This is a genomic window from Nocardia uniformis NBRC 13702 (assembly GCF_001613345.1).
Taxonomy (GTDB): domain Bacteria; phylum Actinomycetota; class Actinomycetes; order Mycobacteriales; family Mycobacteriaceae; genus Nocardia; species Nocardia uniformis.
This window is the reverse complement of sequence record NZ_BDCE01000079.1, coordinates 1-24,629: the sequence shown is the minus strand read 5'-3', so window position 1 is coordinate 24,629 and position 24,629 is coordinate 1. Positions and strand designations below refer to the sequence as shown.

General features: G+C 65.6%; 30 protein-coding genes. 12 read left to right on the top strand and 18 right to left on the bottom strand.

Features of this window, described 5'->3' with window-relative positions; translation table 11 throughout:
• Positions 1–63 precede the first annotated feature (63 nt).
• The 3 genes from NU1_RS30870 to NU1_RS30860 all read right to left on the bottom strand — a co-directional run bounded on the left by NU1_RS30870 (position 64) and on the right by NU1_RS30860 (position 4,097).
• On the bottom strand, positions 64–1,176 hold the full coding sequence (locus NU1_RS30870) for a winged helix DNA-binding domain-containing protein (RefSeq protein ID WP_067527000.1): 1,113 nt from the start codon (positions 1,174–1,176) through the stop codon (positions 64–66).
• Positions 1,177–1,248: 72 nt separating this feature from the next.
• Positions 1,249–2,223: an NADPH:quinone oxidoreductase family protein gene (locus NU1_RS30865; RefSeq protein ID WP_067526999.1), complete on the bottom strand. Its 975-nt coding sequence runs from the start codon at positions 2,221–2,223 to the stop codon at positions 1,249–1,251.
• 188 nt (positions 2,224–2,411) lie between these two features.
• Positions 2,412–4,097 carry a serine/threonine-protein kinase gene (locus NU1_RS30860; RefSeq protein WP_067526998.1) on the bottom strand — a complete coding sequence of 562 codons (1,686 nt, stop codon included), beginning with the start codon at positions 4,095–4,097 and terminating at the stop codon, positions 2,412–2,414.
• 198 nt (positions 4,098–4,295) lie between these two features.
• Between NU1_RS30860 and NU1_RS30855 the strand changes: the two genes are divergently transcribed.
• A complete protein-coding gene (locus NU1_RS30855) occupies positions 4,296–5,069 on the top strand; it encodes an acyl-[acyl-carrier-protein] thioesterase (protein ID WP_067526997.1) in 774 nt (257 codons plus the stop codon).
• Positions 5,070–5,123: 54 nt separating this feature from the next.
• Entirely contained in the window at positions 5,124–5,957 is an 834-nt protein-coding gene (locus NU1_RS30850) for a hypothetical protein (RefSeq protein ID WP_067526996.1), read from the top strand.
• A gap of 133 nt (positions 5,958–6,090) precedes the next feature.
• Here the strand turns inward: NU1_RS30850 and NU1_RS30845 are convergent, their stop codons facing one another.
• The 5 genes from NU1_RS30845 to NU1_RS30825 all read right to left on the bottom strand — a co-directional run bounded on the left by NU1_RS30845 (position 6,091) and on the right by NU1_RS30825 (position 9,102).
• Complete coding sequence (locus tag NU1_RS30845; RefSeq protein WP_067526995.1) at positions 6,091–7,095, bottom strand: pirin family protein; 1,005 nt, start codon at positions 7,093–7,095, stop codon at positions 6,091–6,093.
• A complete protein-coding gene (locus tag NU1_RS30840) occupies positions 7,092–7,403 on the bottom strand; it encodes a GNAT family N-acetyltransferase (protein ID WP_067526994.1) in 312 nt (103 codons plus the stop codon). Before NU1_RS30840 ends, NU1_RS30845 begins: the two co-directional genes overlap by 4 nt.
• A 3-nt stretch (positions 7,404–7,406) precedes the next feature.
• Positions 7,407–7,889 (bottom strand): carboxymuconolactone decarboxylase family protein, encoded by a 483-nt coding sequence (locus NU1_RS30835; RefSeq protein ID WP_067526993.1) that lies wholly within the window; start codon positions 7,887–7,889, stop codon positions 7,407–7,409.
• 214 nt (positions 7,890–8,103) lie between these two features.
• Positions 8,104–8,520 carry a VOC family protein gene (locus NU1_RS30830; protein WP_067526992.1) on the bottom strand — a complete coding sequence of 139 codons (417 nt, stop codon included), beginning with the start codon at positions 8,518–8,520 and terminating at the stop codon, positions 8,104–8,106.
• Positions 8,521–8,577: 57 nt separating this feature from the next.
• Positions 8,578–9,102, bottom strand: a complete 525-nt coding sequence (locus NU1_RS30825; RefSeq protein WP_084521956.1) for a MerR family transcriptional regulator — start codon at positions 9,100–9,102, stop codon at positions 8,578–8,580.
• Between the two features lie 123 nt (positions 9,103–9,225).
• Here NU1_RS30825 and NU1_RS30820 point away from each other — a divergent pair, with 123 nt between their 5' ends.
• Complete coding sequence (locus NU1_RS30820) at positions 9,226–9,429, top strand: hypothetical protein (RefSeq protein WP_067527007.1); 204 nt, start codon at positions 9,226–9,228, stop codon at positions 9,427–9,429.
• A 51-nt stretch (positions 9,430–9,480) separates the two neighbouring features.
• On the opposite strand, the gene NU1_RS30815 is transcribed toward NU1_RS30820, so the two are convergent.
• The gene (locus tag NU1_RS30815; RefSeq protein WP_067526991.1) at positions 9,481–9,972 is read right to left on the bottom strand and encodes a SixA phosphatase family protein; all 492 of its coding nucleotides are present in this window, start codon (positions 9,970–9,972) and stop codon (positions 9,481–9,483) included.
• 227 nt (positions 9,973–10,199) lie between these two features.
• On the opposite strand from NU1_RS30815, the gene NU1_RS30810 reads away from it, so the two are divergent.
• Positions 10,200–11,870 (top strand): FAD-dependent oxidoreductase, encoded by a 1,671-nt coding sequence (locus tag NU1_RS30810; protein ID WP_067526990.1) that lies wholly within the window; start codon positions 10,200–10,202, stop codon positions 11,868–11,870.
• Positions 11,871–12,070: 200 nt separating this feature from the next.
• Here the strand turns inward: NU1_RS30810 and NU1_RS30805 are convergent, their stop codons facing one another.
• Complete coding sequence (locus NU1_RS30805; protein ID WP_067526989.1) at positions 12,071–12,352, bottom strand: hypothetical protein; 282 nt, start codon at positions 12,350–12,352, stop codon at positions 12,071–12,073.
• Between the two features lie 399 nt (positions 12,353–12,751).
• Between NU1_RS30805 and NU1_RS30800 the strand changes: the two genes are divergently transcribed.
• Genes NU1_RS30800 through NU1_RS30790 form a run of 3 tightly spaced genes read left to right on the top strand, consistent with a single transcriptional unit; the run spans position 12,752 to position 14,485 of the window.
• Positions 12,752–13,138 (top strand): hypothetical protein, encoded by a 387-nt coding sequence (locus NU1_RS30800; RefSeq protein ID WP_245720392.1) that lies wholly within the window; start codon positions 12,752–12,754, stop codon positions 13,136–13,138.
• Positions 13,119–13,640 carry a DUF6879 family protein gene (locus NU1_RS30795; protein WP_067526988.1) on the top strand — a complete coding sequence of 174 codons (522 nt, stop codon included), beginning with the start codon at positions 13,119–13,121 and terminating at the stop codon, positions 13,638–13,640. The genes NU1_RS30800 and NU1_RS30795 overlap by 20 nt, the downstream gene beginning before the upstream one ends.
• A complete protein-coding gene (locus tag NU1_RS30790) occupies positions 13,637–14,485 on the top strand; it encodes a Scr1 family TA system antitoxin-like transcriptional regulator (RefSeq protein ID WP_067526987.1) in 849 nt (282 codons plus the stop codon). The genes NU1_RS30795 and NU1_RS30790 overlap by 4 nt, the downstream gene beginning before the upstream one ends.
• A gap of 22 nt (positions 14,486–14,507) precedes the next feature.
• Here the strand turns inward: NU1_RS30790 and NU1_RS43540 are convergent, their stop codons facing one another.
• Entirely contained in the window at positions 14,508–14,690 is a 183-nt protein-coding gene (locus NU1_RS43540) for a hypothetical protein (protein ID WP_245720391.1), read from the bottom strand.
• 427 nt (positions 14,691–15,117) lie between these two features.
• On the opposite strand from NU1_RS43540, the gene NU1_RS44400 reads away from it, so the two are divergent.
• Positions 15,118–15,648 (top strand): DUF6879 family protein, encoded by a 531-nt coding sequence (locus NU1_RS44400; protein ID WP_067526986.1) that lies wholly within the window; start codon positions 15,118–15,120, stop codon positions 15,646–15,648.
• Between the two features lie 119 nt (positions 15,649–15,767).
• Here the strand turns inward: NU1_RS44400 and NU1_RS41920 are convergent, their stop codons facing one another.
• From NU1_RS41920 to NU1_RS30755, 5 genes are all read right to left on the bottom strand, one after another.
• On the bottom strand, positions 15,768–16,760 hold the full coding sequence (locus tag NU1_RS41920) for a hypothetical protein (protein WP_067526985.1): 993 nt from the start codon (positions 16,758–16,760) through the stop codon (positions 15,768–15,770).
• A gap of 225 nt (positions 16,761–16,985) precedes the next feature.
• A complete protein-coding gene (locus NU1_RS30770) occupies positions 16,986–17,456 on the bottom strand; it encodes a PaaI family thioesterase (protein ID WP_067526984.1) in 471 nt (156 codons plus the stop codon).
• A gap of 85 nt (positions 17,457–17,541) precedes the next feature.
• A complete protein-coding gene (mqo, locus tag NU1_RS30765; protein ID WP_067526983.1) occupies positions 17,542–19,053 on the bottom strand; it encodes a malate dehydrogenase (quinone) in 1,512 nt (503 codons plus the stop codon).
• A 105-nt stretch (positions 19,054–19,158) separates the two neighbouring features.
• On the bottom strand, positions 19,159–19,704 hold the full coding sequence (locus tag NU1_RS30760; RefSeq protein ID WP_067526982.1) for a hypothetical protein: 546 nt from the start codon (positions 19,702–19,704) through the stop codon (positions 19,159–19,161).
• Between the two features lie 26 nt (positions 19,705–19,730).
• Positions 19,731–20,249 (bottom strand): hypothetical protein, encoded by a 519-nt coding sequence (locus tag NU1_RS30755; protein WP_067526981.1) that lies wholly within the window; start codon positions 20,247–20,249, stop codon positions 19,731–19,733.
• Positions 20,250–20,388: 139 nt separating this feature from the next.
• Between NU1_RS30755 and NU1_RS30750 the strand changes: the two genes are divergently transcribed.
• Entirely contained in the window at positions 20,389–21,072 is a 684-nt protein-coding gene (locus NU1_RS30750; RefSeq protein ID WP_067526980.1) for a TetR/AcrR family transcriptional regulator, read from the top strand.
• 10 nt (positions 21,073–21,082) lie between these two features.
• Here the strand turns inward: NU1_RS30750 and NU1_RS30745 are convergent, their stop codons facing one another.
• Positions 21,083–21,628, bottom strand: a complete 546-nt coding sequence (locus tag NU1_RS30745; RefSeq protein ID WP_067526979.1) for a CGNR zinc finger domain-containing protein — start codon at positions 21,626–21,628, stop codon at positions 21,083–21,085.
• A gap of 38 nt (positions 21,629–21,666) precedes the next feature.
• Here NU1_RS30745 and NU1_RS30740 point away from each other — a divergent pair, with 38 nt between their 5' ends.
• Together NU1_RS30740 and NU1_RS30735 are read left to right on the top strand one after the other, a co-directional pair.
• Positions 21,667–22,614, top strand: coding sequence for an EamA family transporter (locus NU1_RS30740; RefSeq protein WP_067526978.1), 948 nt, complete (start codon positions 21,667–21,669; stop codon positions 22,612–22,614).
• 140 nt (positions 22,615–22,754) lie between these two features.
• Positions 22,755–23,441 carry a DUF8020 domain-containing protein gene (locus tag NU1_RS30735; RefSeq protein ID WP_157553270.1) on the top strand — a complete coding sequence of 229 codons (687 nt, stop codon included), beginning with the start codon at positions 22,755–22,757 and terminating at the stop codon, positions 23,439–23,441.
• 9 nt (positions 23,442–23,450) lie between these two features.
• Here NU1_RS30735 and NU1_RS30730 read toward each other — a convergent pair whose 3' ends face one another.
• Positions 23,451–23,870, bottom strand: coding sequence for a hypothetical protein (locus tag NU1_RS30730; RefSeq protein WP_067526976.1), 420 nt, complete (start codon positions 23,868–23,870; stop codon positions 23,451–23,453).
• A 498-nt stretch (positions 23,871–24,368) separates the two neighbouring features.
• On the opposite strand from NU1_RS30730, the gene NU1_RS30725 reads away from it, so the two are divergent.
• The coding region (locus NU1_RS30725) for a DUF998 domain-containing protein (RefSeq protein ID WP_157553268.1) at positions 24,369–24,629 on the top strand (261 nt) is incomplete at its 3' end.

Genomic DNA, 24,629 nt, shown 5'->3' with positions numbered 1-24,629 from the left:
TCCAGCGCGGGTAAGCGGCCCCGAGAGCGCACCGCGGTGGTGGCGCGCTGGCCCGCTGCGGGGTCAGGGCCGCAGGTCCGACCCCGGAACCAGCACCTCCACACTCGGGCTCAGATCCGGTTCCAGGAAGCTCAGCAGCGCATGGGCTTCGGCCTCGACGGCGGCGCGGTCGGCAGCCGACCATTCGGCGCGCGGGCTGATGCGGAGGCGGGCCGTCTCGCCCGCCGGGAAGATCTTGTAAACGGCGGAGAGGTAGCCGTCCACCAGGATCGGGGCGACGTTGGTGGCGAAGGCGCGCAGCGGGGGCGCCGCGCCGTAGGGAACGATGCGGGTGCGGTCCTGATGGGACAGGATGGCGTTGTCGTACCAGCCGAGCAGGCGCACGGAAGCCGGAGTGTCCGGATCGACGAGTTCGGCGTCGGCGGCGTCGTAGAGGGTGCGGCCGCGCTCGTCGGTGTAGGTGCGGACGCGATCGCCGAGTCGCGATACCGCCGGTTTGATGCCGGTCAGCTTGGACCAGGTCTGCATATCCATGGTGGTGGCCGGGCCGAAGGCGCGCAGGTAGCGGAGGAGGAGCTCTTCGAGCGGATAACTCGGGTCCAGCGGTGCGCCGAGCCAGGGTTGCACCCGGGACCAGACGGGGCGGCTGCTGTCCCTCCAGCGGCCACGCGGCGGGGTTTGCAGGACCGGGAGCTGGTAGAGCCAGGTCTGCACCACGGCCCCGGGATCGCGGTCCGGATAGAGTTCGGCGGCGTGTTCACGCAGGACGGCGGCTGCCATCGGCTCGTCACCGAGGACTTCCTCGCCACGGGCACGCACTTCCTCCGGGTCGAGTCCGACCATGGCTCCGTAGTTGAAACCCTTACGGAAGGGCACCTTTTCGAGACCGGGCTGAATATGCGGTGCGATGCGCAGGGCATCCGGCGGCGTGACCAGGTGAATGGTGCCGCGCATCAGGGTGATTCGAACCAGCGAGCGGTTGTCCAAACCCTCGGATACCGATGCGGGATCGAACTCCCCTATGCGGCTCCATAATCCGACGAACGGTGGCGGAACGTCCTGGGCTTGCAGACCGATGAGGTGATCGCACATCTGCGCAACGGTGAGCTCGGACCGCTCCAGCAGATGCTGGCGGGCGAGCAGGGTCCGGTTCAGGACTCGATTGGACAGCTTCATTGTTCGCCTTCGTGATCGGTCTCGGCCGAGCGGGCCACCAGCGGGCCGGGATCGGACCCGGCCCGTACACCATCAACGAAGCGTGACGACCACCTTGCCGGTGGCGGAGCGATTGTCCAGGGCCGCGACGGCTTCCGCGGCGTGGTCGAGGTTGTAGAGAAGGGGCTCGGGCGGCAGGATCTTGCCGTTGGCGAGCAGCGGTTCGACCTCGGCCCACTGCTCCTGGAGGTAGCCCGGGTGGCTCATCACCCATTCGCCCCAGGCCGCGCCGATCACCTCGACATTCTTGAGCAGCAGGCGGTTCACCTTGACGGTGGGGATCTCACCGGCGGTGAAGCCGACAACCAGTACGCGGCCGCCCCCGGCGAGGGAGCGAATGCTGTCGGTGAAACGGTCGCCGCCGACCGGGTCCAGCACGATATCGACGCCGCGTCCACCGGTCAGTTCCTTGACCGCACTCAGCCAGCCATCGGTGAGAACCACATCGGTAGCGCCGTTCGCCTGCGCCACCGCCGCCTTCTCCTCGGTGCTGACGACCGCGATTACCCGGCCCGCGCCCAGGGCGGCGGCCATCCGCAGCGTGGAGGTACCGATACCGCCCGCCGCACCGTGCACCAGCACGGTCTCCCCCTCGGCCAGACGACCACGGTTGCGCAGGCAGAAGTGCACGGTCAGATCGTTGAAGAGGATGCCCGCACCCGATTCGAGCGCGATATTGTCGGGCAGCCGGAATACGTACTCGACCGGTGCGACCGCGACCTGGGCCATGGCATTGCCGAGCAGCGTCAGCGCCACCACGCGGTCACCGGGCCGCACGTGCGCGCCCTCGGGAGCCTCGCGCACCACACCGGCGACCTCGCAGCCCACGACATACGGCAGCTGCGGCTTCATCTGGTACAGCCCGCGGGTCATGAGCACATCCGGGAAGGCGACACCGGCCGCGTGCACGTCGATGACCACACCGCCCGGGTAGGACGCGGGCTCGGGAATATCGACGACCTCGATCGCCTCCGGGCCCTCCAGCTTGCTCACCACGGCCGCACGCATAAAATTCTCCGATCTACCCACCGTTGGATACGCCTCGAACCTAACCGATCTCCGAGGCATTCGTCCGATTCGCCGATGTTTCGCCAGGCACCCGTCACGCTGGGCCCGTGGTTACGGGCAGGGGGCGTACCCGGCTACTCCCAGCGTGCTGTCGGACGCAATTCATCGCAAGTCGACCCCGGCGGGGTTCAGCGGCGGGCATATTCGAGCATCGGCTCGTCGGCGAGGGTTTCGCCGCCGCGGACGATGGCGAGGGCGTCGGGGCCGATCTCGTACCGGGTGCTGTCCGCGGCATTGGTGACGGTGAAGCCGTCGGCGGTGGGAACCGGGTCGTCGAGTTCGATACCCGCGCCGTCGCTGATTCGCACTCCCTGATAGTAGTAGCGGCCAGCGCCAGTGCGGCACACCACGAATCGGGAGGCCGGGGTGCGGCCCACAGCCACGGCGGGGTTGTCGGCATTGCAGCGTGGCCCGGCGGCAGCGGCGAACCCCTGATCGTCGGCACCGGAGACCGTGCCGACCCAAGGGGCGAGGGTGGTGGGGACCGTAGTACGGGCGGCCTCGATGGACGAGACAGCGGAGCCGGTGGCCGAGACGGTGGTACTGGGTGAGGTAAGCGAAGCGGGCGGGGCGGTGTTGCGAGACCCCCTGTCCGAGAGGGCTATCCAGACCACCACGGTTGCCAGACCCACCACCGCGACGCCGAGCGCACCCACCAGCAGCGGTAGGAAGGAGCGCGCACGCTCCGGCGGCGGTAGCGGTAGCGGCGCGGATGGATGATCCCGCGCTGGACTCGAACCCGATTGGTTCGAATCGCCGTGCCGCCACGTCGGCTCGCCATGGGTTCCCGTCGGTCCGATGCCGTAGCCCCCGGGCGGACCGTCCCGGCGGGTCTCCGGACCGGCCCACCGTGTGGTCTGACCGGCCGATGGCCCGGCCGTCGTCGAGTTCGGCGGCGGCACATCCAGTCGCACCCGCGGAGACGGCTGGTTTTCGAGCGGGTGCACCACCGTCGGTGGCACGGCGGTGCGGGCCGTATCGCTTCCCGCATGACGCAGCGCGGCCCGCGCGGCGCGGGCCAGTTGCCCGGCGGTGCCGTAGCGACGGGCCGGATCCTTGGCCATGCCGGTGGCGACCACCTGATCGAAGGCGGCGGGTACTCCATGCGCGCTGGGCCGCGGCGGCGGCGTCATCATATGGGCGCGGATGGCCGACAGATTGCTATCGGTCTTGAAAGGCACTTCGCCGGTGAGGCTTTCGTACAGCACACAGGCCAGGGCGTAGATATCGGCGGCGGGCCGGGCGGACGCGGCATGCTCGAAACGCTCCGGAGCCATATACGCGAACGAGCCGATGGCGCTGCCCATACTGGTCAGCTGCGCATCGGATTCCGCGTGTGCGATGCCGAAATCCACCAGGTAGGCGAATAATTCGCCGGTGAGCAGAATATTGGCGGGTTTGATATCGCGGTGTACGAGTCCGCTCTCGTGTGCGGCGTCCAGGGCGGCGGCGATCTGCTCCACCACCGCCACCGCGGACCCCGGTGGCAGCGGGCCCTCGGTCCGCAACCGCGCCTTGAGATCTTCGCCGCGCACCAGCCGCATATCGATGTAGAGGGCCCCGTCCACCTCACCCCAGTCGTGCACCGGAATGACGTGTGGTTCCTGCAACCGGGCCGCGGTGCGGGATTCGCGTCGGAATCGCTCCACATAACTGGGCGATTTGGCGAGTTCCGGATCCAGTAGTTTCAGCGCCACCACGCGATCGCGCACGGTGTCGTACGCCTCGTAGACCTCGCCCATCCCACCGACGCCGAGCAGCGTGCGCAGCTCGTACTGTCCGAACCGCGATCCGGCCCTGGAGCCTGCGGGCACACGCGCCTCCCCTGCATGGACTACACCAGGAAGGTTACGGCTCCGACCGCCGACTGTCATGCCCGGAGCAATTGAGTAGGTGACTCGACGCGAGGGGGTGAGGGCCGCCCCGTAAAGTCGTGTCACAGCAAGCACCGCACGAGAACGCGGCACACCGGGTCTGCTACCGCAGATCACCGTGCAGCGCGAGGAGCACCAGTGTCACTCGATCAGCCACTCGCCCCGCTGAGTCAGGAGGGCTTGGGCTTCGCCTCGGCGTGGCCCGTCCGGGCTGGCGATGTGGATCCGTACAACCGGCTGCGCATGGATGGCGTCGCCCGGTATCTGCAGGACATCGCATGGGAAGACTTGCAATCGGGCATCTTCCATCGCACGGACCCGAGTTGGATTGTCCGCCGCACGGTGATCGACGTGATCCGGCCGGTCTACTGGCCGGATCGGGTGGAGTTGCGCCGATGGTGCTCGGCCATGTCCACCCGGTGGACCAATATGCGGGTGAAGATCACCAGTGCGAACGGCGGTCTCATCGAGACCGAGGGCTTCTGGATCAATATCAATGAATCCACCAATATGCCCACCCGAATCAGCGATGAGGGGCTGGCGGAGTTGGCTCGCTCGACCGATGAGCACCGGCTGCGGTGGCGGCCCTGGCTCACCGATCAGATGCCGCCGGAATCCGATACCGATCTGCCGTTCTCACTGCGAGCCACCGATATCGACCAGTACAACCACGTCAATAACGCCATGTACTGGCAGGCGGTGGAGCAGTACCTGGTGGACTATCCGAAGCTGGTGGCCGGACCGCATCGCGCGGTGATCGAGTACATCGCGCCGGTGTACGCGCGGGAACACATCACCGTGCGCAGCCGGTACGAACCCGGCGACCGGACCGGGAATCCGGTACTGCGGTTGTGGTTCGTGGTCGGCGGCATCACCACGACCACCGTGCGGATCGGCCCGCTGCCGGGCTGACTTCACCCGGCCGCGCCTACCGAACTCCGGCAAACACTGCGCAACGATGAGGGCATGAGACTAGCCCACCTGACCGTGATCGCGGCGACGCCCGCGCTGCTCGTCGCGCTCACCGCCTGCGGTGGTTCGTCGGATTCGTCGAAGGACACCACGACCGCCAAGCCCACCGCGTCGACGACCGTCGCGGCCCCGACCACCGCTGCCAAGCTGCTCGGGACCTCGACCGTCCCGCTGCCCGCACCCAGCCCGACCCATCCCCCGGCCCCCGCACCGGACAAACTCAGCGATGTCGATTGCGGGTCGATCACCGGATCCAATGGCGCGACCGCGGATGTCATCGCCTTCGCGAACGATGCCGGACGGCCGGGCTGCACCGAGGCCATCACCGTCGCAAGCGACTACGTCGGTGCGCAGCGCACCGGAGATGCCGCACCGGTGGACGGTTGGACCTGCGAACCGCAGCCCGACGACACGATTCCGCACGTCTGCTTCAAGGACGGGTTCACCATCGGACTGCGCGGGGCCGCCGCGCCCGCGAGCCCACCGCCGCCCAGGCCCGCACCCATCCAGACCGTGGACCCGAACAATCAGCCGCAGCGGGTCGATCCGACCCATCCGCCCGCACCCAAGCCCGCGGATACCGTCGAGGACGTCAACTGCGGCACCGTCACCGACGCGGGCGGCGGCACCCGCACCGTGATCGCGGTCGGCAGCAACGCGGGCCGGGTGGGCTGTACCGAGGCCATCAATGTAGCAACGGAATACGTGCAGACGGTCAGTGACACCGACGTCGCGGTGATCTCGGGGTGGAACTGCAATGCGCAGCCCGATCCGAATGTCCCGTCCATGTGCGCGAAGGACGGGCTGGTCATCGCTCTGGCTAACTGAGCGTGTGGATTCCGACCACAAGCACGCCGGAATGACGACAGCTCGCGCCACACGGCGGGCGCGCAAGCCGAAATAATGATTGGCCCCGCCAAATGGTGGGGCCAATCAGTGTTCCGAGACAGGTGTTTCGGCCCTAGCTGTGCGCCGTACCGATCCGCCGCTTGCGCGGCTTCAGGTGTAGGCCGGGCAGGGGTGGCGCCGGAATCCGCTGATCCGGCGTATGCCCGGCGATATCGGGAAACCGGTCGAGATCGTGTTTCTCCCAAGCATTTCGGGCGTCCACGATCTCTTCGTGGCTGCGCGCCACGAAGTTCCACCACATGACGAGGTCTTCGCCGAAGGGTTCACCACCGACCAGCAGCAGGTGCGCACCCTCGGTGCCGTGCAGCCGGATTCCGGTGCGGTCGCTACCCAGGTAGAACAGGCCGCCGGGGCCGACGACGGTGTTGTCGACGGTCAGCTCACCCTCGATCACCAGGACCGCGTGCTCGAATTCCGGATCGAGCGGTAGCTCCACATCGCTACCTGCCGCTACGCGCAGATCCGCGCCGACGATCGGCGTATAGGCGGTGGCCGGTGAGGTGGCAGCGCCGAGGGTGCCGATCAGAACGGTGCCGAATACCCCGGACCCGCCGTGTGCCCCGGGCAATTCGAATTCCGGCAGGTCCCGATGCTGTTCGAAATGCGGTGCGACAGCGACCTTATCGCCGGGTAGCGCGATCCACAGTTGCAGTCCGTGGCCGGAGGAATGCCCCGGGACCCGGTACTCCGAATGTGCGATTCCACGCCCGGAGGTCATGAGGTTCAACTGCCGCGGCCAGATCTCCACATCCGAGCCGACACTGTCTCGGTGTCGAATCCGGCCATCCAAAGGCCAAGTGACCGTTTGCAATCCGATATGCGGGTGGGGCTCGATATCGTGCCCTTCGGGATTGGCGGGAGACCCGGATCCGAAGTGGTCGAGAAAACACCACGCGCCGACGGTCGGCAGGTCGCGCTGTGGCAGTGACCGGTGCACGGTTACGCCGCGCACCCCGCCGAGCGGAACTTCGCGCGCCGGAAAGAATTCGGCGTGCGGCCCGGGCCGTCCGGCGGATTCGCACAGCGACTCCTCCGGTCGGGTCTCCAGGTCACTCATCGCCTGATGCCCTTGCCGACTACGTGCTCATCGTATTCGGGGTGCTTATCCAGCCAGCTCTTGATGAACGCACAGCGCGGCACAATGACCCGCCCGCGTGCGATCACATCCTCGACGGCCTGGTGGGCGAGGGCGCTGCCCAGGCCCTTACCCCCGAATTCGCTGTCCACCTCGGTGTGAATGAAGGCGGTGTCATTATCGGGTTCACGAAACTCGGCGAAACCGGCGAGTGCGGTGCCGTACCACACCTCATATCGGTGTTGCGAGTCATTGCGGACGACCGTCGCCGTGAGGGCCTGTTCGCTCATTGTTCAGTTCTCCTTCCGCACCCGCACCGGATGTTTGCTCATTATCGAAATGCGGTTGAATGCGCCGATTGTGGTTGCGGCCCAGATCACTACCGACAGCTGTTCATCGGACAGATGTTGCCGCGCCGCGGCATACTCACGCTCGGCAACGTCCTCATCCGGCAGTGTGGTGACCGCTTCCGCCAGCCCGAGGGCCGCCTGTTCGGAGTCCGAGTACAGGTTCGGACTGCGCCGCCAGGCCGTGAGCACCGCGAGTTGCTGGCGGGTCACGCCGGCTTCCAGCGCGGCTCGCTCATGGAGATCGAGGCAGAACGGGCAGGTGTTGATCTGGGAGACCCGGACATTCACCAACTCCATCAGCGAGCGATCCAGATCGACCGCCGCCGCGGCGGTGCGGATGGACAGGGCGACGCTATTGAGAGCGTGAAAGATCGCCGGTGACTGTTTGTCGACCCGAACACGGGCTTCGAGAGCTGGAGACTGCATAGTCGGTTCATCGTAAGCGGAAGGAGGCGCTCACGCTGCCCGATCAAGATCACTCGATCCGAGCGATTGGTGAACTTTCGTTGATGGTTCGGTGTCGTCGCCGATCGCTCGAGGCCGAACAGACAACGTGGGGAACGGGTGGGCGCGCCGAATTAGCAAGCGGCCCACCCTGATTCGGTCTATAGTGCGGTACTGAGCACCCTACTCGGCGGACCTACTCGGCGGACTCAGCGTAGGCGGCGGCGTACTCCGCACTCGGCGGGATGGGGGTAATGACGTCGACCAGGGTTCCGCTCGGATCGACGGTCATGAAGTGCCGCTGTCCGAAGTCCTCGCTGCGCAGCTCGAGCGGCGTCTGCAAACCCATCTTCACCGCCTTCGCGTGCACCGCATCGACATCGTCCACCTCGATTGCCAGCAGCATGCCCGCAGGTCGGAGCCGGAACGCCGCGGGCACGCTCTCGTGTTCGCGCTCCACGATCCCGATTTGCGCCTTGGCCTCATCCGGGGCTTCCAGCTGCACGTACCAGCCGCTGTCGAAGTTGACCCCGAAGCCGAACAGTTCGATGTAGAAGTCGCGAACGGCGGGGACGTCGTCGGCGCAGATGGTGGGGAAGATGCTGGTGATCATTGTGGGAGGTCCTCTCTCGCTGTTGACCTAAGTCTGCAGTCTCCCTCTGGGGGAGGGTCAAGACGAAGCAGCGAACTCCCCGGAAATTCCCCCATCGCCGCGATTTCCGTTGTGCGCGAAGGCTTCCGCTGACGGTGCGGAGCAGCTGTTGCCCGAGGAGCCGTCCAGGGTTCGCCAGTCGATCGTCGGATTGCCTTCGTACAGGGCGATCTTGCAGTCCAGTACGGCCACCGTCTGCTGTAGGTCGGCGATGCGGGCGAGCACTTCCGCGCGAGTGTCTCGGAACATTTCGAGGCGTTGCGGGAAGGTGGAATCGCCTTCCCGCACCAATTCCGCGTAGCGGACCATATCGGCCACCGTCATGCCGGTGCGCCGCAGTTTCCCGATCAGTCGCAGCCAATCCAGGTCTCGATCGCTGAACCGCCGCTGTCCGGTGCGGTTACGGCCCACGTAGTCCATCAGGCCGATGCGTTCGTACCAGCGCAGGGTGTCACGACTGAGCCCGGACCGTTCGGACACCTCGCCGATGGAGTACCTGGGCCGTTCGTAGTCCGACTCGTGCTGCCGCACCGTTGTGCTCACCGCTCGCTCCTTTCGTCGACATGGTCGACGCTAGCCACCTGGAGTGCACTCCGGGCAATGCCCATTGTGGCCGACGGCGCGAGGAATCACCCCGCAGCCGGTGGACGCGCCTACCCTGGGGTCATGCCCGGAAAAGACATGGATCGCGTCAGAGCGCGTTCAGCGCTACAGACAGTCAAGGAGCAGCCGGTTATCGCCGCCATCGCGGCCCTGCCGGTGGTAGCGGTATTCGGAGTGGTGTGGTGGTTGCTGGGCTTCTTCCCGGCACTGCTCCTGCTACTCGTGGTCGGCGGCGTCGTCGTATGGAAGGGCAAGCTGATCGGCTGATTGCGAACCGCATTCTCGGCCGTGAGTCCGCCGGGGAGGTGAGGTTCGGTCTCAGCGCGGCACGTGGAAGCGCGCGAGCTCACCCGTGCCCGGCTCGGCGTCCTGCCATGGCCGCTCGAAGGTCAGTACCGCCAGCGCCGAAGTCGGAAATTTGCTGCTCATTTCCGCCGCCGCGAGCGAATCGCGATTGCTCGCCAGCTCCCATGCCGTCCAGGGCATTCCGGGCGCATGCCCGATGACCAGCAGCGTATCCACCGCATTGTCGGTGAGCTGGATGAGTTCGATGAGGTTGCGCGGTGACGCCTCGTAGATGGACTTCTCGTACGACACCGGCGCGGTTATGCCGGTCGCCACCAATGTCTCCCGGGTGCGCGTAGCCGTGGAACACAGCACGGCGTCCACGGCGGGCTGAGTGTCGCGCAACCACTCCCCGGCCAGCCCGGCTTCGCGTATCCCACGGGGTGCCAGCGGCCGATCGTGATCCGCTACGCCGTCCGGGTAGCCGGATTTGCCGTGCCGCATGAGGATCAGGGTCCGCGCCATGGCCAATACCGTAGGCCCGCCCGTATCCGGCCTCGAGAGCGGTCTCACAATGTGGCATCCCGGCGCCCGACAGGAGATGCCGCTCACACTCGAGGCACACTGAAGGTGTCGTCACACGCAGTATCGGGTGGCGTCGCACTGCCGCATATATTAGAACGTGTTCTACCTACCCGTCCTCGAACCCGAGGCGAGTAGCACCACGCGACTGTTTCGAGGATCTGCGAGATATGGCCTATGTGATCACGCAGCGTTGTTGCAACGACGCCAGCTGCGTTCCCGAGTGTCCGGTCGACTGCATCCGTCCCACGCCCGAATCACCCGAATTCGCGACGGCCGAGATGCTCTATATCGACCCCGACACCTGCATCGACTGCGGCGCGTGTGTGGACGCCTGCCCGGTGGAGGCCATCTTCTCCGAGGACGATCTCACCGCGTCGCTGGCGCGCTTCAAAGATGTGAATGCCGACTACTTCGAACGGCATCCGCTCGAATCGAACTTCGAGCCGCTGGTCGCGCCGACCCGCGCGCCCAAGGAGCTCGGCACCCTGCGCGTCGCCGTTATCGGCGCGGGCCCGGCCGCCTGTTATGCGGCGGAGGAACTGCTGCGCCGCGCCGATGTCGAGGTGGAGCTGTTCGATCGGCTACCCACCCCGTACGGCCTGGTGCGCGCGGGCGTGGCACCCGATCACGCGGGCACGAAAATGGTCGCCAATATGTTCGAGACCGCGTTCCGCCGCGACACCCTGCAGTACTACCTCAATGTCGAGGTGGGTAAGCACATCAGTCATGACGAGCTGATGGCCCACCACCACGCGGTGGTCTACGCCGTCGGCGCGTCCGCCGACCGGCAACTGGGCGTACCCGGTGAGGATCTGCCCGGCAGCCACTCCGCCACCGAGTTCGTGGCCTGGTACAACGGCCACCCGGACTTCGCCGACCGCGAATTCGACCTGACCGGTGAGCGCGCGGTCATTGTCGGCAATGGCAATGTGGCCCTGGATGTGGCCCGCGTGCTGACCGTGGACCCCGATGTGCTGGCCAAGACCGATATCGCCGACTACGCCGTGGATGCGCTGCGCGGCAGCAATATCCAGGAGGTGGTGGTGCTGGGCCGCCGTGGACCGCTGCAAGCCGCCTACAGCACCCCGGAATTCATGGCGCTGACCCATCTGAAGGGTGTGGATGTCGTCATCGATCCGGCCGATCTGGAGCTGGATCCGGAAAGTCAGGCGCTGCTCGACGATCCGGATACCGAACCGCATGTGAAGCTCAAGTACACCCTGGCGCAGGAGTACGCGGGCAAGTCACCGACACCGGGCAATAAGCGAATCGTCTTCCGCTACCTGGTATCTCCCACCGCTGTCACCGGCGACGGGAAGGCCGAGACGGTCGAGTACGTGCACAACGAACTCGTCACCGAGCACGGCCGCACGGTAGCGCGGGCCTCGGACCGCACCGGATCGGTCGATGCCTCGCTGGTGCTGCGCTCCATCGGCTACCGCGGCGCACCGGTGGCGGATATCCCGTTCGACGAGCAGAACAGTGTCATCCCCAACGACAAGGGCCGGGTCCTGACCGCGGAGGGTGCCCCATTGCCGGGTGTCTACGTATCCGGCTGGATCAAGCGTGGCCCGCGCGGCGTTATCGGCTCCAACCGTGTCGATTCGCAGGAGACCGTCGATCAGCTGATCTCGGACTTCATCGGCGGCAAGCTCGCCAAGCCGCAGGGTGATCGGGCGGCGCTGAAGAGTCTGCTCGGCCAGCGTCAGCCCGATCTGGTGGACCGGGAGGGCTGGAAGGCCATCGACGCGGCCGAGAAGTCCGCGGGTAAGGCGGCTGGACGGCCGCGTGTGAAGTTCACCAGCCTCGAGAGTCTGCTCAAGGCCGCCAAGGGCTGAGAGCCGGCCGTTACGGTCGAATCCCGAGTCGAAAAGTGAGTGCCCCAATCGCAATAACCTTGCGGTTGGGGCACTTTCGTGTTGCGAGAAGAACCCACTCGATGCCGAGGACCCGCATCGCCCACGTGCCAGCGGAATCGGAATCATCGCGCCTGTAAGCGGTGGGCGGGGCGCCTTGTCAGGAACGAAGGGCTCTGGATTTACCCGGCCTTCGGCTGGTAATCGGCGACCTTCACCAGCGGTCCAGGCACAGCGCCGCCGTCGAAGTGCTCGACGCTCGGGACGATCACCGCGTCGACAGTGCGGGCGACGTTGATCAGCCGCGTGATCGGCGCATCGGTGTCGGGGCCGAAGGCAACGATCTTGGCGAGGTCGTAGCCGAATCTGCGTGCGAGGCTGCGGATATGCGTCTCGTCCCATTCCTGCCGGATGCCTGACACATCGCGACGGAGATACCCGATAGCGGTCGGTTGCGGACTCATCGGACGGCCCTCGGCACATACTCCCGCAGCGGCCGATCTTTCATCACGCGCCGTCCGGTCGACGTGGCCCGCCACTGCGGCGGACTCCGGTGCGAGACCACCGCGAAACTGTCGCGTGACAGCGCCCGCAGGACACGCCGCACCGTCTCAGCGGTGAGTCCGACTTCTTCACACAGCTGCCGGACGGTCGCCGCTTGCGTTGGTCCCAGGCTGGACAACACTCCAAGCACTTTGGCTTCTGATTCGGTCAACGCCATCGTCGTCCCTCGTCGTCCTCGTCGGTGGGTGGCATCTCGGGACCGGGACGACAAGCACCGGCCCCAAGCGCCTACGTGGACGGTAGAAGTCGCAGACTTTCAGGAGCAACGAGTATTCTCGAATATTCTCCAACTGGCCGAAATGATCACGCACATCAGCGAGAATGGTTGCGATATTCCCTCTTTCAGAATTGAAGGTCTCGTCATGAAGGTAGAACTTCTTGGTGGCCCGACGGGCGATCTCGGATCGCCGCGACTGTGGAAAACCGACCACGCGACCTACGCCGCACAAGGATTGAAAACCGACGACCCGCGGCAGGTTGCGATCCCACATACCCTGCTCGCCTACGTCGAACCCGGCACGTGCTTGTCCGGGCTCACCGACACCGGTGACGGCTGGTTCCTTCTCGGTGGCGAACCCATCACCGATCCGGAAGCGTTGGCACGCATGAACATCCCTGGGCACGAGATCGCGGTCGAGGTACCGATTGGACGAGAGGTGACGCCGAATGCGCCAGCTCGGCCGTGACGAACTCGCCGCATTCGTCGCCAGCGCGAAGTCCCGCGCATTCCACCTCGAGACACGCGACGAATACAGCTCCGAATCCGAAGACCAGGCGGTCCAGGACTTCCTAGCGGGCAAGACGACGGACCCGTACGGTCCGTGGTTCCACTCATGGGAGAACTTCGTCCAGAACCTCACCGGCCGAGGCGTAACGATGCAACGGGCACGCATCATTACCGTGCCGCACACCCGCTATATCGACTATGAGCACGCGCTCGCGCCGTACAACATCGCCGCAGGTGAAGACGTGCGCTGGCTGCCACGCGACCAGGCCGACCCTGACGACTCGATCGCCGACGATTATTGGCTCGTCGACGACCACGCCGTCGCCTACAGCCTGTTCGACTCCGGCGACTGGTTCATCGGTGGGGCCGTCACCAGCGACCCGGCGATCGTCGGGTCTGCTCGTGCCATCCGCGATCGTGTCTGGGCTCGCGCGGTTCCCCACGACCAGTACCGGACGTGACAGACATCGACGAAACTCGGCGTGTCCTCGGTGCCCGTCTGCGCGAACTCCGCAAGCAGGCGGGCATCACCGGTGTAGCCCTCGCGCGCTCGGCCGAGTGGCCACAGTCCAAGGTTTCGAAAATCGAGTGCGGCCAACAACTTCCGAGTGAACAGGATCTAGCCGACTGGTGCCGCATCGCTGGTGCCGATTTCCAGTTGCCTGATCTGATTGCCACTGTTCGCAATGTCCACGCCGCCTACCAGGAGTGGAAACGCATCACCGCCGGTGGTCACGCCCCACGTCAGCGCCGAGGCCTGCGGCTGGACACCAGCGCCAGCCTGATTCGCGGATACGCCCAGCCGATCCCATTCGCATGGTTGCAGACCCGCGACTACGCCACCGAGATCCTGGCCCGATGCATCGAATTCGTCGGCGGTACCGACGACCTGGCCGATGCCGTCAACTCCCGTATCCGTCGTCAGCAGGTCTTGCACGATCCCAAGCATCACTTTCACCTGTTGCTGGACCAGGCTGCGCTATACACCCGCGTCGGTGACGAGGCGGTGCGCGTCGGTCAGCTCAGGCACCTGCTCGAGGTGGTGACCTGGCCCCGCGTGACTCTCGGCATTGTGCCTCTAGAGCGCGAATTCATATATGTGATACCGAGTTTCACGATGTTCGACCGTCACACCATACGAGTCGAAACCGTATCGGCCGAACTGACGATCACACAGCCTCGTGAGCTTGCCTATTACGAAAAGGCATGGGCCGCGCTACAGGCGCAGGCAGCCTACGGAGCGGCCGCCCGTGTGCTCATCCAGGCCGCCATCGACCGGCGCGGGAGCGACACCCGGTATCGATAGCGTTCGTTGCCCTCTGTGTTGATCAGTTGTTCTCTGCCGCAACACTTTCCGGCAATGTGTTGCGGTTGCGGATCTTCCAATCGGAAAGCTCCGCGACCTCTGGCCTATCCCGATGGATCCAACCCCAGGGGCCGCGCTGAATGTAGGCGGTCCGCATCCCGGCCGCCTTCGCGGGCGCAACATCGTTGTCGATGCGATCGCCCACGTAGACGATCTTCTTCGCTGTAGGTTTCCGGCTGTCCGGCTTGCGCTCGAGCTTCTCGTTCCTGAGTCAGATCGAAGCCGGGGCGGAAGACTTGGAATGCATCCCGGTAGTCCTGCCCCTGGGCAATCACGGCACCGAATACAGAGACAAACGTATGCCGCGGTACGCCAAGCCAATCGGCACATGTCCCGTACTCGCGCGTCTCACATCGAACACAAGAGCCCCGATCATGGGCGACACGGTACCTCGAACCCGCGCGGGTGCCGCCGAATCCTCCGTAAGCGACACGACCGCCGCAACCTCTCGAACTCGAGCGTATTGCGATGATCGCGTGAACCTGCCGATCGGAGCGAAACGCTGGATCAGCTGACAATGGCTACCGATGAGGCAGCGATCGAGGTGCCGCGACTAGGGAGGAAGTTCTACCGTGCGGCTAGTCCCCGGACAGTCCAGTAACGACTTGTTTCTCGAGTGCAGGTCTGACGCCTTCCATCTCGAAGTACGGGATACCTACGCAGTCCCATCGGAGTCGGCGGAGTTTCGGCGATTCCTGGACGGAGAGCCCGAGACTGTCGACTACGCAATACGGCCTTGGGTTCAGCTCATGCGTGAGGTCGCTGCGCGTGGAGTCACGGTCCGTAGGGTACGTGTGGTGACGGTCCCTCACTCCGACTATCAGCGATGGCTGTTGTCGATCACTGGCAGCAATGTGGCTGCGGGCGAAGATATCCGATACGTGCAGCGGAACGCGGCCGGAGCGATTACGCCGGACGATTGGTGGCTGTTCGACGACGTGCGAGTCGCGTTCAACCTGGTAGACCAGGACGGAAGGCCAGCCGGCATGGCCGTCACGGACGATCCGGGCATCGCGAAGTACTGCCGGGATGTGCGGGACAGACTGTGGCAGTTCGCTACACCGTATGTCGACTACATCGCCGGCGTGCACACTCGCCAGTGACGACGCCATTCGTGACGGGCGCGAAGCACTCGGGCAGCGCCTGCGAGAAATCCGCCGGAGGGCAAGCCTGTCGGGCCGACAGCTCGCCAGCCTGCCAATCGGAGCGAGGCCGTCTCGCCTTACCCCTCGGCGCGGATGCGCACCTCGTTCAAAATCTTTTGCATGGTCGTCTTATCCGTGGGCGCGCCCGTCATCTGGACGAAGGCGATCGTGTCCAAGGGACCACCGGCCGCGGAGGCGAAGGTGTAGGTCATGGCTACTCGGAGCACCTGTTTGCCATTGAGGTCGCCGGAGAGTTCGGCGTACTGGGTATTCGCGTCGATGACGCGCCAGTCGGGGGCATCGATGGGGAGTTTGTCGCGGAAGGTCAGATAGGCCGCCTCGGAGCAGTTGTCGGCACAGGCGTCGATACCGATCCAGCCGCCCGCGTCGGTGCCGCCGGTTTCGTCGCGACAGACCTTGACCGCCGTCACCGTGATCTTGGTGCTGCCGACCAGACAACCCCAGGTGCCCGGCAGGTCGTATTCGAAGGGCACATCGCCGGAGGCATCGAAGCGGTACAGGTCCTCACCGGGACCGTAGGTCACACCGGCCACCGGGCCGGCGCGGCCGTCCCTGGGCGGGGTCACCGACGGGCGGTTCGGGATGGCACCGGCGGGGGCCTGACTCGTCGGAACGGCGGACGTGGTCGTCGTGGTGGGGCTCGCCGAGGTGGTGGTGCCGGCCACGGCGGAGGTGGTGGTCGCGGTCGCTACCGGATCGGCTTCATCGTCGCGGTTGGCCGCCCAGATCGCGACAGCGCCGACCACCACCACAGCGATGGCCGACACCACCGCGAGTGCGATGAGCGGCCCGCGATTTCCGGATGGCGGATTCGGTTGCGGTGCGGACCAATTCGGCTGTACGTGCGGGGACTGCTGGTACGGCGCGGAGGGGTCCGACATCGGCCCGGGCGGGTAGGGGCCGCCGTACGGCATCTGGTGTCCGCCGGACTGATCCGGCTGCCCGCTCGGTTGCCCCCAACCCTGATCGTTCGGCTGTCCCCAGCCCTGTCCGCCCGGTTGCCCCCAGCCCTGCTGCCGCGGATCTATCGGACCGTTGCCGTACGTCATGGGCGCTCCCCCTCCATCGGATCTCTACACAACCCCGTCTTCGGATTCTCGCATCTCGGCCATTCCGGTCTACTCCTGGCCGGATCGAGGTACGCGACGTCCGAGGGGCGTGTATCCCCCGCCGAGACTGCCGAAACAAGAAGTGATGGCGCGCAGCTCGTCAACCCGGCCGGAGGTGCGCCGGATTGACAGAACTCGAGGACCGAGGTCGGCGGACCGGGGGCGCTACTTGCGGCGAGGGCGGATGACGGCGGTGAAAGTGGCTGTGGCGACGGCTTTTCCGGTGCTGTCGGTAATCGTCACGGGGACCGCGAGTTCGTTCTCGATGCGGGATTCGATATTCGAGCGCATCAGTTCGACGGCACCGTCGGGGAGTTCGGAGGTGGCGAAGAAGGGGCCGAGGTCGCCCTTGGCGCGAGCCAGGTATTCGATCCTGCCGTCGCGGGCGACAATGAAGGTATCGCCCATCAGATCGACAATGCCGGAGACGGCCGCACCCATGGAGGCGGTTTCGGCGAGGCCGAAGAGGAGGGCGGCGTGCACATCGCCATTGTGATTGAGGTGCTCGGGACGGGCGGCCATGGTGACCACGCTGCGACCGCTGGCGTAATCCTCCGACTCGATCCCGGCGAACTGGATGAAACCGAGCTTCTTGAAGCCGTCCATCACCAGTGCGCCCATGGCCGCGGTATCCATCGCATCTCCTCAGAATTGAAACGTGTTCCACTTTTCATACCGGGTGCGGTGGGGGTTGTCCATGTTCTCGGCCGACGACCGATGCTCAGTCGGCTCCCACGGCGGTCAGGCCGAGGATTTCGGCGGTCCGGATCATGGTGCGGCGGGCGAGGACCTCGTCGTCGGCCAGTGAACGGCCGAGTGTCGGCATGAGCTGGCGCAGGCGCGGAGCCCACAGGGTGCGGTAGTGCGGGAAGCACTGCGACAGCAGATCCAGCAGGATGGCGGGGGCGGTGGAGGCACCCGGCGACGCACCCAGTACCGCCGCAATGGAACCGTCTTGAGCGGCAACGACTTCCGTGCCGAATTCGAGGACGCCGCCGCGCACCGGATCGGCCTTGACGATCTGCGCACGCTGGCCGGCGGTAATCCAGGACCATTCGCCGGCCACCGCGGCGGGAAAGAACTCACGCAGAGCACTGATCTTTCGGCGCTGCGTCGCGGCCAACTGGGTGATCAGCAGCCACGCCAGTGGCAGGTTGTTCCTCCCCATCCAGGCGAGCGGGCCGATATTGTGCGGGCGCAGCGAGGCGGGCGCGTCGAGCAGCGAGCCCTGTCTGAGGAATTTCGGACTGGAGCCCGCATAGGGGCCGAAGAGAATGGTGCGTCGGCCGTCGACAATGCGAGTATCCAAGTGCGGCATGGACATCGGCGGCGCGCCGATAGGGGCCTTGCCATAGACCTTGGCGTCGTGGCGTTCGATGACGGCTGGATTGTCACAGCGCAGGAAGCGGCCGCTGATCGGCAGTAGCCCGTAACCGCGGGCTTCGGGAATTCCGGCCTTCTGGAGGAGTTTCAGCGCCCAGCCACCCGCTCCGGCGAAGACGAATTTCGCATCGACCTTGGAGCTGATGCGATCATCGGTGGCATCGGTGGCGACAACGCGCAATTTCCAGGAGCCGTCGTTATTGCGGCGCATCCCCCGTACCTCGTGCCGCAGACGCACATCGACACCCACTGTTTCCAAGTGGGCGAACATCTTTCGGGTCACGACACCGAAATCGACATCGCTACCGGTGATATCGCGGGTGGCGGCCATGGGCTCGGTCTTGTCGCGGCCGCGCAGCAATAGCGGGGCCCATTCACCGATGGTGTCCGGATCATCGCTGAACTGCATGGCCCCGAACAGTGGGCTCTCGGTCATGGCCCGATGGCGTCTGCGGAGGAAATCCACATCGGCCGCACCGCGCACGAAGGTCATATGCGGAACCGGATTGATGAATTCCTGTGGCTTACCGAGGATATCGGCCTCCACCAGCGCGGCCCACAGCTGGCGGCTGAGCTGGAATTGCTCATTGACCCGCAGCGCCTTCTCGATATCGACTGTGCCATCGGATTTTTCCGAGGTGTAGTTGAGTTCACAGAGTCCGGCGTGCCCGGTTCCGGCATTGTGCCAGGCGGCCGAGGCTTCCGCCGCCAACTCCGGCAGCCGCTCATACACCGCGATCGACCAGCTCGGTTCCAGGTGTTTCAGCAGAATTCCCAGGGTGGCACTCATGATGCCGCCACCGACCAATACCACATCGTAAGTGGCCAGCGGCCCTTGCCGATTCGTCATCACTGTCGAAAGACTCCCAACCAGTCCTCAATTCGAGCAGAGGCACGCTAACACCGGATTCGTACGCCCGTACAGATGAGCGGTGGCGGGTAGTGAGAAATCCGACTAGAAGTAAGCGCTGGCCGCCGGGGTGGCGAGCGCGATGATGACAGCCAGGGAGCCGAACGTCGCCAGGACGAAGCGGAACAAGACCATGGCGCGGACCCAGCGCGGGAAGCCGGAACTCGCGGCCGCCAGCAGCGCGCGGGCGTCGATGGTTCGGACAGCGGGGTCGGCGGAGCCGCGGAATGCGGCCTCGGTGTACCGGCGGGCAAACACCTGACTGGCGGTAACGGCACCGACACCCAGCAGGACGAGGGTCGAGACGACCCACGCGGTAACACGGGCGGCCGGACTCGCGCCGAGTTCGAAGCCGACCAGCCCGGCGAGAATCGCGGCAATGGCGAGGGCGAGGACGAATTCCCAGCCCTTCTCCTCGAAGCGGATGCCGTGGGCGTCCAGCACGGTCGGCGCATGACCCTGGCGGACGATCTCGGTCTCGGCGGCGCGTTGAGCGGCGGTTCCGGTGCGCCACACGGTAATCGGAAGAATCAGGAAGGTCGCGCAGAGCAGGGACTGCAGGGTGATGACGGCGACGATGGCAGCAGGCATGACGGTTCTCCGAGCTGAGGTGCGGGTCAGGACAGGGCCAGTGCGAGCAGGCCGGTAATGGTTCCGCCGAACACCAGGATGTTGCGGACAGCCTGCAGTTTCCAGGTCCAGTCCGGGAAGCCGTCCTCGGCCGCCCGCAGCAGCGCGGGTACATCGATTCGGGCCAGTTCCGGATCGTTCTTGCGTACGAAGGCCGCACGCACCGATTTCTCGGCGGTCCGGTTGCTGTAGACGATGACGCAGTTGGCGAGCAGGACCAGGCTCAGCACCACCCAGTTGAGCGGGCGAGCCCAGGACAGCTCGGCCAGGTTCATTCCGGCCAGCACCACCATGAGCGCGGCGAAACCGCCCGGGGCCCACCACTCGTGGCCGCTGGCATCGAAACGCATGCCGTTCTCGTGCAGCGCGGTGCTGCGCACACCCTGTCGCGCCAGCTCCGTCTGCGCGCTCGCCATGGCGGGCGTGCCGTAGCGGTGCCGCACGAACGGCATGGTCAGGAAGGCGACGGCAACCGTGCCGGCAATGGCGGCGAAGAGGGTGTGCACGGTGGTTCTCCTTGCTTCGAGGCGCGCTCCCGCAGCTCCTTGAACTAAGTACAAGTCAACGGTATCCCCAGACTTGAACTAAGTGCAAGCACTTTCTTGAACTTTGTAAAAGTGCCTGTTCGGCACCTAGGCTGGCGACATGCCACGCGATACGCTGACCCGCGAACAGATCGTCCGCACCGCGATCGAGCTCCTCGATGCGGAGGGACTGGACGGACTGAATATGCGCAGTCTCGGCAAACGCCTGGATGCGGCGGCGACCGCGATGTACTGGCATGTCGAGAACAAGGACAACCTGGTCCGGCTGGCCACCGACGAGGCGTGGGGCGAAGTCGACCTACCGGATATCGACGCCCTGGACTGGCGCACCGCTGCCGAGACCATGGCCACCGAGATGTACGAAATGATCTCCAGGCACGCATGGATGGTGCAGGTGCTATCCGGCTACCTGGTCTACGGGCCCAATAAATCTCGCTACGACGACCGCGTCCTCGCCCTGTTCGAGAAGGCCGGATTCGACGAGACCGAGGCCGATCAGGCCACCGCTACCATTTTCATGTTCGTCCTCGGCAATGCGGTGGGAGCAGCCGCCACCATCTCCCTCGCGCGCCGACTGAATCGAGGGAGCGGCGATGCCGAGACGCGGATCGCCGAGACCATGGCGCAGGCCACCGAGGTGGCCATGCAATTTCCCACCCTGTGCAAGAGGATCGAAAAATCCACTGCCGGAACCGGTTACAACTCAGCCCCCGACAGCAGCTTCGCGTTCGGGCTGGCCACACTGCTCGACGGCCTCGCCGACCGCCTGGACGGACGAAAGTAGCGTTGATTCGCTACCTGCTGACCTTTCGCGCGCGGTAGGCCGCTACCGCGTTGCGGTTCCCGCACGCGATGCTGCAATAGCGGCGAGAACGGTTGCGGGACAGGTCCAGAACCACGCCCTCGCAGTTGCTGTCGGCGCATACCGATAGGCGGCTCATCTCGTCGGCGCGGATGAGATCGATCATGGCCATGGCGGTTTCGACCGCTATGCGCACCGGGAGTGCGGCGTCCGGGGGGACGGCGTGAATGTGGTAGTCGATATCGCCGTGCCGGACGAGCTGCGGTACCGCCCGATGCTGCGCCAATGTCTCGTTCACCAGCCGCACCGCGTTATCGCGATCACTGGTGAGCATCCGGCGCAGCGGTGCGCGCAGCGCCCGGACCGCGTCCAACTCCGCGGCGTCACCGGCATGCACGCCCGTGAAGCGGTGCTTGACCAAAAACTCGGCGAGCTGGGCGATCTCGGTCAGAGTGTCCGGCTGATCCGGTTCCTCCGCCGTATTCACCAGCTCTACCGCGGACACCAGGGCCGCCTCGGTGTCATGAGCAAAAACCACGTTGACATATTACCAAACCCACTTTAGCGTCATTAGTCATGGCGACCTTGACTCATGACATCGCGGTTCGAAACCGACTCAGATCCGGCCTACTCCTGGCAATGCTGTCGGCGTCGTCGTTCGGGCTATCCGGTCCAATGGCCCGCGGCCTGATGGATGCGGGCTGGACCTCCGCCGCGGCGGTCGCGGTACGGGTGCTGCTGGCCGCGGCCGTGCTCACCCCCTTCGCCGTGCGACAGCTGCGTGGAAACTGGAATGTGCTGCGCGACAACGCGGTACTCATCACCGTCTACGGCCTCGTCGCCGTCGCCGGGACGCAATTGGCATTCTTCAATGCCGTCGCGCATATGGAGGTCGGGGTCGCCCTGCTGGTCGAGTTCACCGCCCCGATCGCCGTGGTCGGCTGGCTGTGGCTGAGTCAGGGCGAACGGCCGGGCGCGATGACGATCTCCGGAGCCCTTCTCGGGCTGCTGGGACTGGCCCTGGTCCTCGATCTGACCTCGGGTCTCACCGCCACCGGTGTCGGCATGCTGTGGGCGTTGGGCTCGATGGTCGGCGCGGCCTTCTACTTCGTGCTGTCCGCACGGGGTGAGGGCACGGTCCCCGGTACCGTCCTCGCCGCGGGCGGCCTGCTCATCGGCGGTCTCACCCTGCTCGTCGTCGGCGCGGTCGGCATCCTGCCACTGCGCGCCACCACGAATTCCGTTGTCTTCCAAGATTTCACCGTGGCCTGGTGGCTGCCGGTGCTGATACTGGGCGTGGTGACGGCGGCCCTCTCCTACGTCACCGGTATTGCCGCCACGCGCCGCCTCGGCTCACGCCTGGCCTCCTTCGTCGCACTCTCGGAGGTACTCGCCGCCCTGATCTTCGCCTGGCTGCTCCTCGGCGAAGCTCCCCGGGCCATCCAATTGTTCGGCGGCGCACTGATTCTCACCGGCGTCATCGTCGTGCGGCGCGGTGAACCGGCGACGACCGCCGATTCATAGCCGCGTGTAGTCGCTCGCGGGCCACCCGGCCCCGATGTCGCGTCCTATCTCTGCCCCCCGGCTTTCGATCCGGCACCGGCAAGGGTACGTTCGTCCGCAAACGTCGGGGCCGCGTGGCCCGCAACACGAGGGAAACCATTGTGAGATTCACCAAAACTATTGCGCCGGTACTATTTTGCCTGACAGCGACCGTCACGACAGGTGCCACCGCAACCGCCGACCCCGCCCCCGCCGCTCCCGCCCTCCAGGTCACGGGCAACGACCACGGCATCCCCTACCAGGTGGCACTGTCCGACGACAATCGTGCGACCGTCAGCACCATTGCGGCAGGCCAGTTCCTGGCCACCTGGGACGGTGAGGCGGTGATCGTCACCGACGACAATGGCGCGCTCGCCGCCACCGTCCCGTTGCAGTACGACATCGCCGGGAAATCTCTCGCCCTGACCCCCGCCATCACCGACGGCGGCCGCCGACTGACCCTCACCCCGGTAGCCCAATCCCCCACTCCCCTACGCGATATCAACGCGCAACAACACTTCTTCGATGTCGTCCAGGCCAACCTCCCCGCCGTGGCCACCGGTGCCGCGATCGGCGCGGGAATCGGCTTCCTGATCGGCTTCCCGGCAGGACTGTTCATCTTCGACATCATCACCATCCCGATCACCACGGTGGTGGGCGCCCTCATCGGTGGCGCGATCGGCCTACAGCAGGGCGGTGGCCAACCCGCCGTAGAAGCCGCCCTCAGCTACGCCGAATCCGTGGTCCCCGGAGCCTCCGACACCATCCGCCCGGCCTTCGACGCCCTCCCGGAACCCCAGCCCCGCTGAGGATCTGGGCTACCGCAGGAAGCTCAGCGATTCGATGGCCATACTGTTGTCGGTGTAGTACCAGTCGCCATTCATCTCGGTGACGAGGTCGAACCGCACCACATGACCATCCGCCGTGCCCGAGGTAATCGTCCAGAACGTATTGGGTAATCCGGTCACGGTGCTGACAGTGCCGTCGGACCAGGTGAACGCACCCGAGGTCGGGGCACCGAAACCGAGCCACGGCAGTTCGGCGCTGAAGTGGCCGGAAACGATTCCGGGCAGCAGCGGGCTGGAGCACTCCCACAGATCGGCCGCCCGGCGCACACTTTGCCCGACACTTCCGGTGCCCGGCACTCGAACCCCGGTCAGCACATTCCCTTTGTGACATCCCCCGAGCTCGTCGCCCGCGGGGGCGGCGGCACCCAGCCCGACCATCGGTAGCGACATCAGGACGCCACCCAGAAGCGCAACGAACACCCTGCGACAACCGGACACGCAAGCTCCTCACGACAGCAGCGGTCAAGGCTCCTACCAGCCTAAACCTAGTCGACCGAGCTGGTAGAGGTTTCCACGCTTCCGATGCGACGCGGGCAGCCGCTCACCCAACGATGTCGGCGCCTCGGCCTATGGGCTTCGGCGTTGTTGGTGCGTGAGCAGTACGGGTCGGAAGCGCGAATCGGCCCCGCTCCGAAAGGAGCGGGGCCGAATGCTGTTCCGGGGTGTAGTAGGTGTCGTCGTAGGACGGCACCGCGTACGCGGCCTGACGGGCCTCCTCGGTGAGCTGGACCTGGATATTGCGGTAGCGGTTGATACCGGTACCGGCCGGGATCCACTTCGGCCGAATCGAACGTTCTCTCGCGCGCCGATGAGTTCTGGCGGCACGCGCGGTCCTTACTGGGGAAGGCCCGCCCTCCAGACGGGATGAGATCGAGCAGAGGACCAATCATGACCGCCGAGCAGAAGTACGCCGCCACATCGTCGCATGACACGGCTCGCGCCCTGGTACCCGCTGTGGCGGTGGGCGCGACCCTGTTCCCCGTCGCCGGAATCGCGCAGGGGTTGACCCGCGAGGGCTTCGACATGGTGAAGCACCCACTGAGTTTGCTGAGCACCGGGGATCTGGGATGGATCAATATCACCAACTTCGTGGTGTCCGGGGTGCTGTATATCGTTGGGGCATACGGCATCAGCCGTGTGCTACGGAGG

Excerpts from the sequence above, each read along its gene's own strand:
- NU1_RS30740 (WP_067526978.1), top strand. The coding sequence starts at position 21,667 with ATGGCGACCTTGACTCATGACATCGCGGTTCGAAACCGACTCAGATCC.
- NU1_RS30830 (WP_067526992.1), bottom strand. The coding sequence starts at position 8,520 with ATGATCACCAGCATCTTCCCCACCATCTGCGCCGACGACGTCCCCGCC.
- NU1_RS30845 (WP_067526995.1), bottom strand. The coding sequence starts at position 7,095 with ATGAGTGACCTGGAGACCCGACCGGAGGAGTCGCTGTGCGAATCCGCC.
- NU1_RS30835 (WP_067526993.1), bottom strand. The coding sequence starts at position 7,889 with ATGCAGTCTCCAGCTCTCGAAGCCCGTGTTCGGGTCGACAAACAGTCA.
- NU1_RS30805 (WP_067526989.1), bottom strand. The coding sequence starts at position 12,352 with ATGAGTCCGCAACCGACCGCTATCGGGTATCTCCGTCGCGATGTGTCA.
- NU1_RS30730 (WP_067526976.1), bottom strand. The coding sequence starts at position 23,870 with ATGTCGCTACCGATGGTCGGGCTGGGTGCCGCCGCCCCCGCGGGCGAC.
- NU1_RS30750 (WP_067526980.1), top strand. The coding sequence starts at position 20,389 with ATGCCACGCGATACGCTGACCCGCGAACAGATCGTCCGCACCGCGATC.
- NU1_RS30800 (WP_245720392.1), top strand. The coding sequence starts at position 12,752 with ATGATCACGCACATCAGCGAGAATGGTTGCGATATTCCCTCTTTCAGA.
- NU1_RS30770 (WP_067526984.1), bottom strand. The coding sequence starts at position 17,456 with ATGGATACCGCGGCCATGGGCGCACTGGTGATGGACGGCTTCAAGAAG.
- NU1_RS30840 (WP_067526994.1), bottom strand. The coding sequence starts at position 7,403 with ATGAGCGAACAGGCCCTCACGGCGACGGTCGTCCGCAATGACTCGCAA.
- NU1_RS30865 (WP_067526999.1), bottom strand. The coding sequence starts at position 2,223 with ATGCGTGCGGCCGTGGTGAGCAAGCTGGAGGGCCCGGAGGCGATCGAG.
- NU1_RS30850 (WP_067526996.1), top strand. The coding sequence starts at position 5,124 with ATGAGACTAGCCCACCTGACCGTGATCGCGGCGACGCCCGCGCTGCTC.
- NU1_RS41920 (WP_067526985.1), bottom strand. The coding sequence starts at position 16,760 with ATGACGTACGGCAACGGTCCGATAGATCCGCGGCAGCAGGGCTGGGGG.
- NU1_RS30810 (WP_067526990.1), top strand. The coding sequence starts at position 10,200 with ATGGCCTATGTGATCACGCAGCGTTGTTGCAACGACGCCAGCTGCGTT.
- NU1_RS30760 (WP_067526982.1), bottom strand. The coding sequence starts at position 19,704 with ATGCCTGCTGCCATCGTCGCCGTCATCACCCTGCAGTCCCTGCTCTGC.
- NU1_RS30870 (WP_067527000.1), bottom strand. The coding sequence starts at position 1,176 with ATGAAGCTGTCCAATCGAGTCCTGAACCGGACCCTGCTCGCCCGCCAG.
- NU1_RS30815 (WP_067526991.1), bottom strand. The coding sequence starts at position 9,972 with ATGGCGCGGACCCTGATCCTCATGCGGCACGGCAAATCCGGCTACCCG.
- mqo (WP_067526983.1), bottom strand. The coding sequence starts at position 19,053 with ATGACGAATCGGCAAGGGCCGCTGGCCACTTACGATGTGGTATTGGTC.
- NU1_RS30820 (WP_067527007.1), top strand. The coding sequence starts at position 9,226 with ATGCCCGGAAAAGACATGGATCGCGTCAGAGCGCGTTCAGCGCTACAG.
- NU1_RS30795 (WP_067526988.1), top strand. The coding sequence starts at position 13,119 with ATGCGCCAGCTCGGCCGTGACGAACTCGCCGCATTCGTCGCCAGCGCG.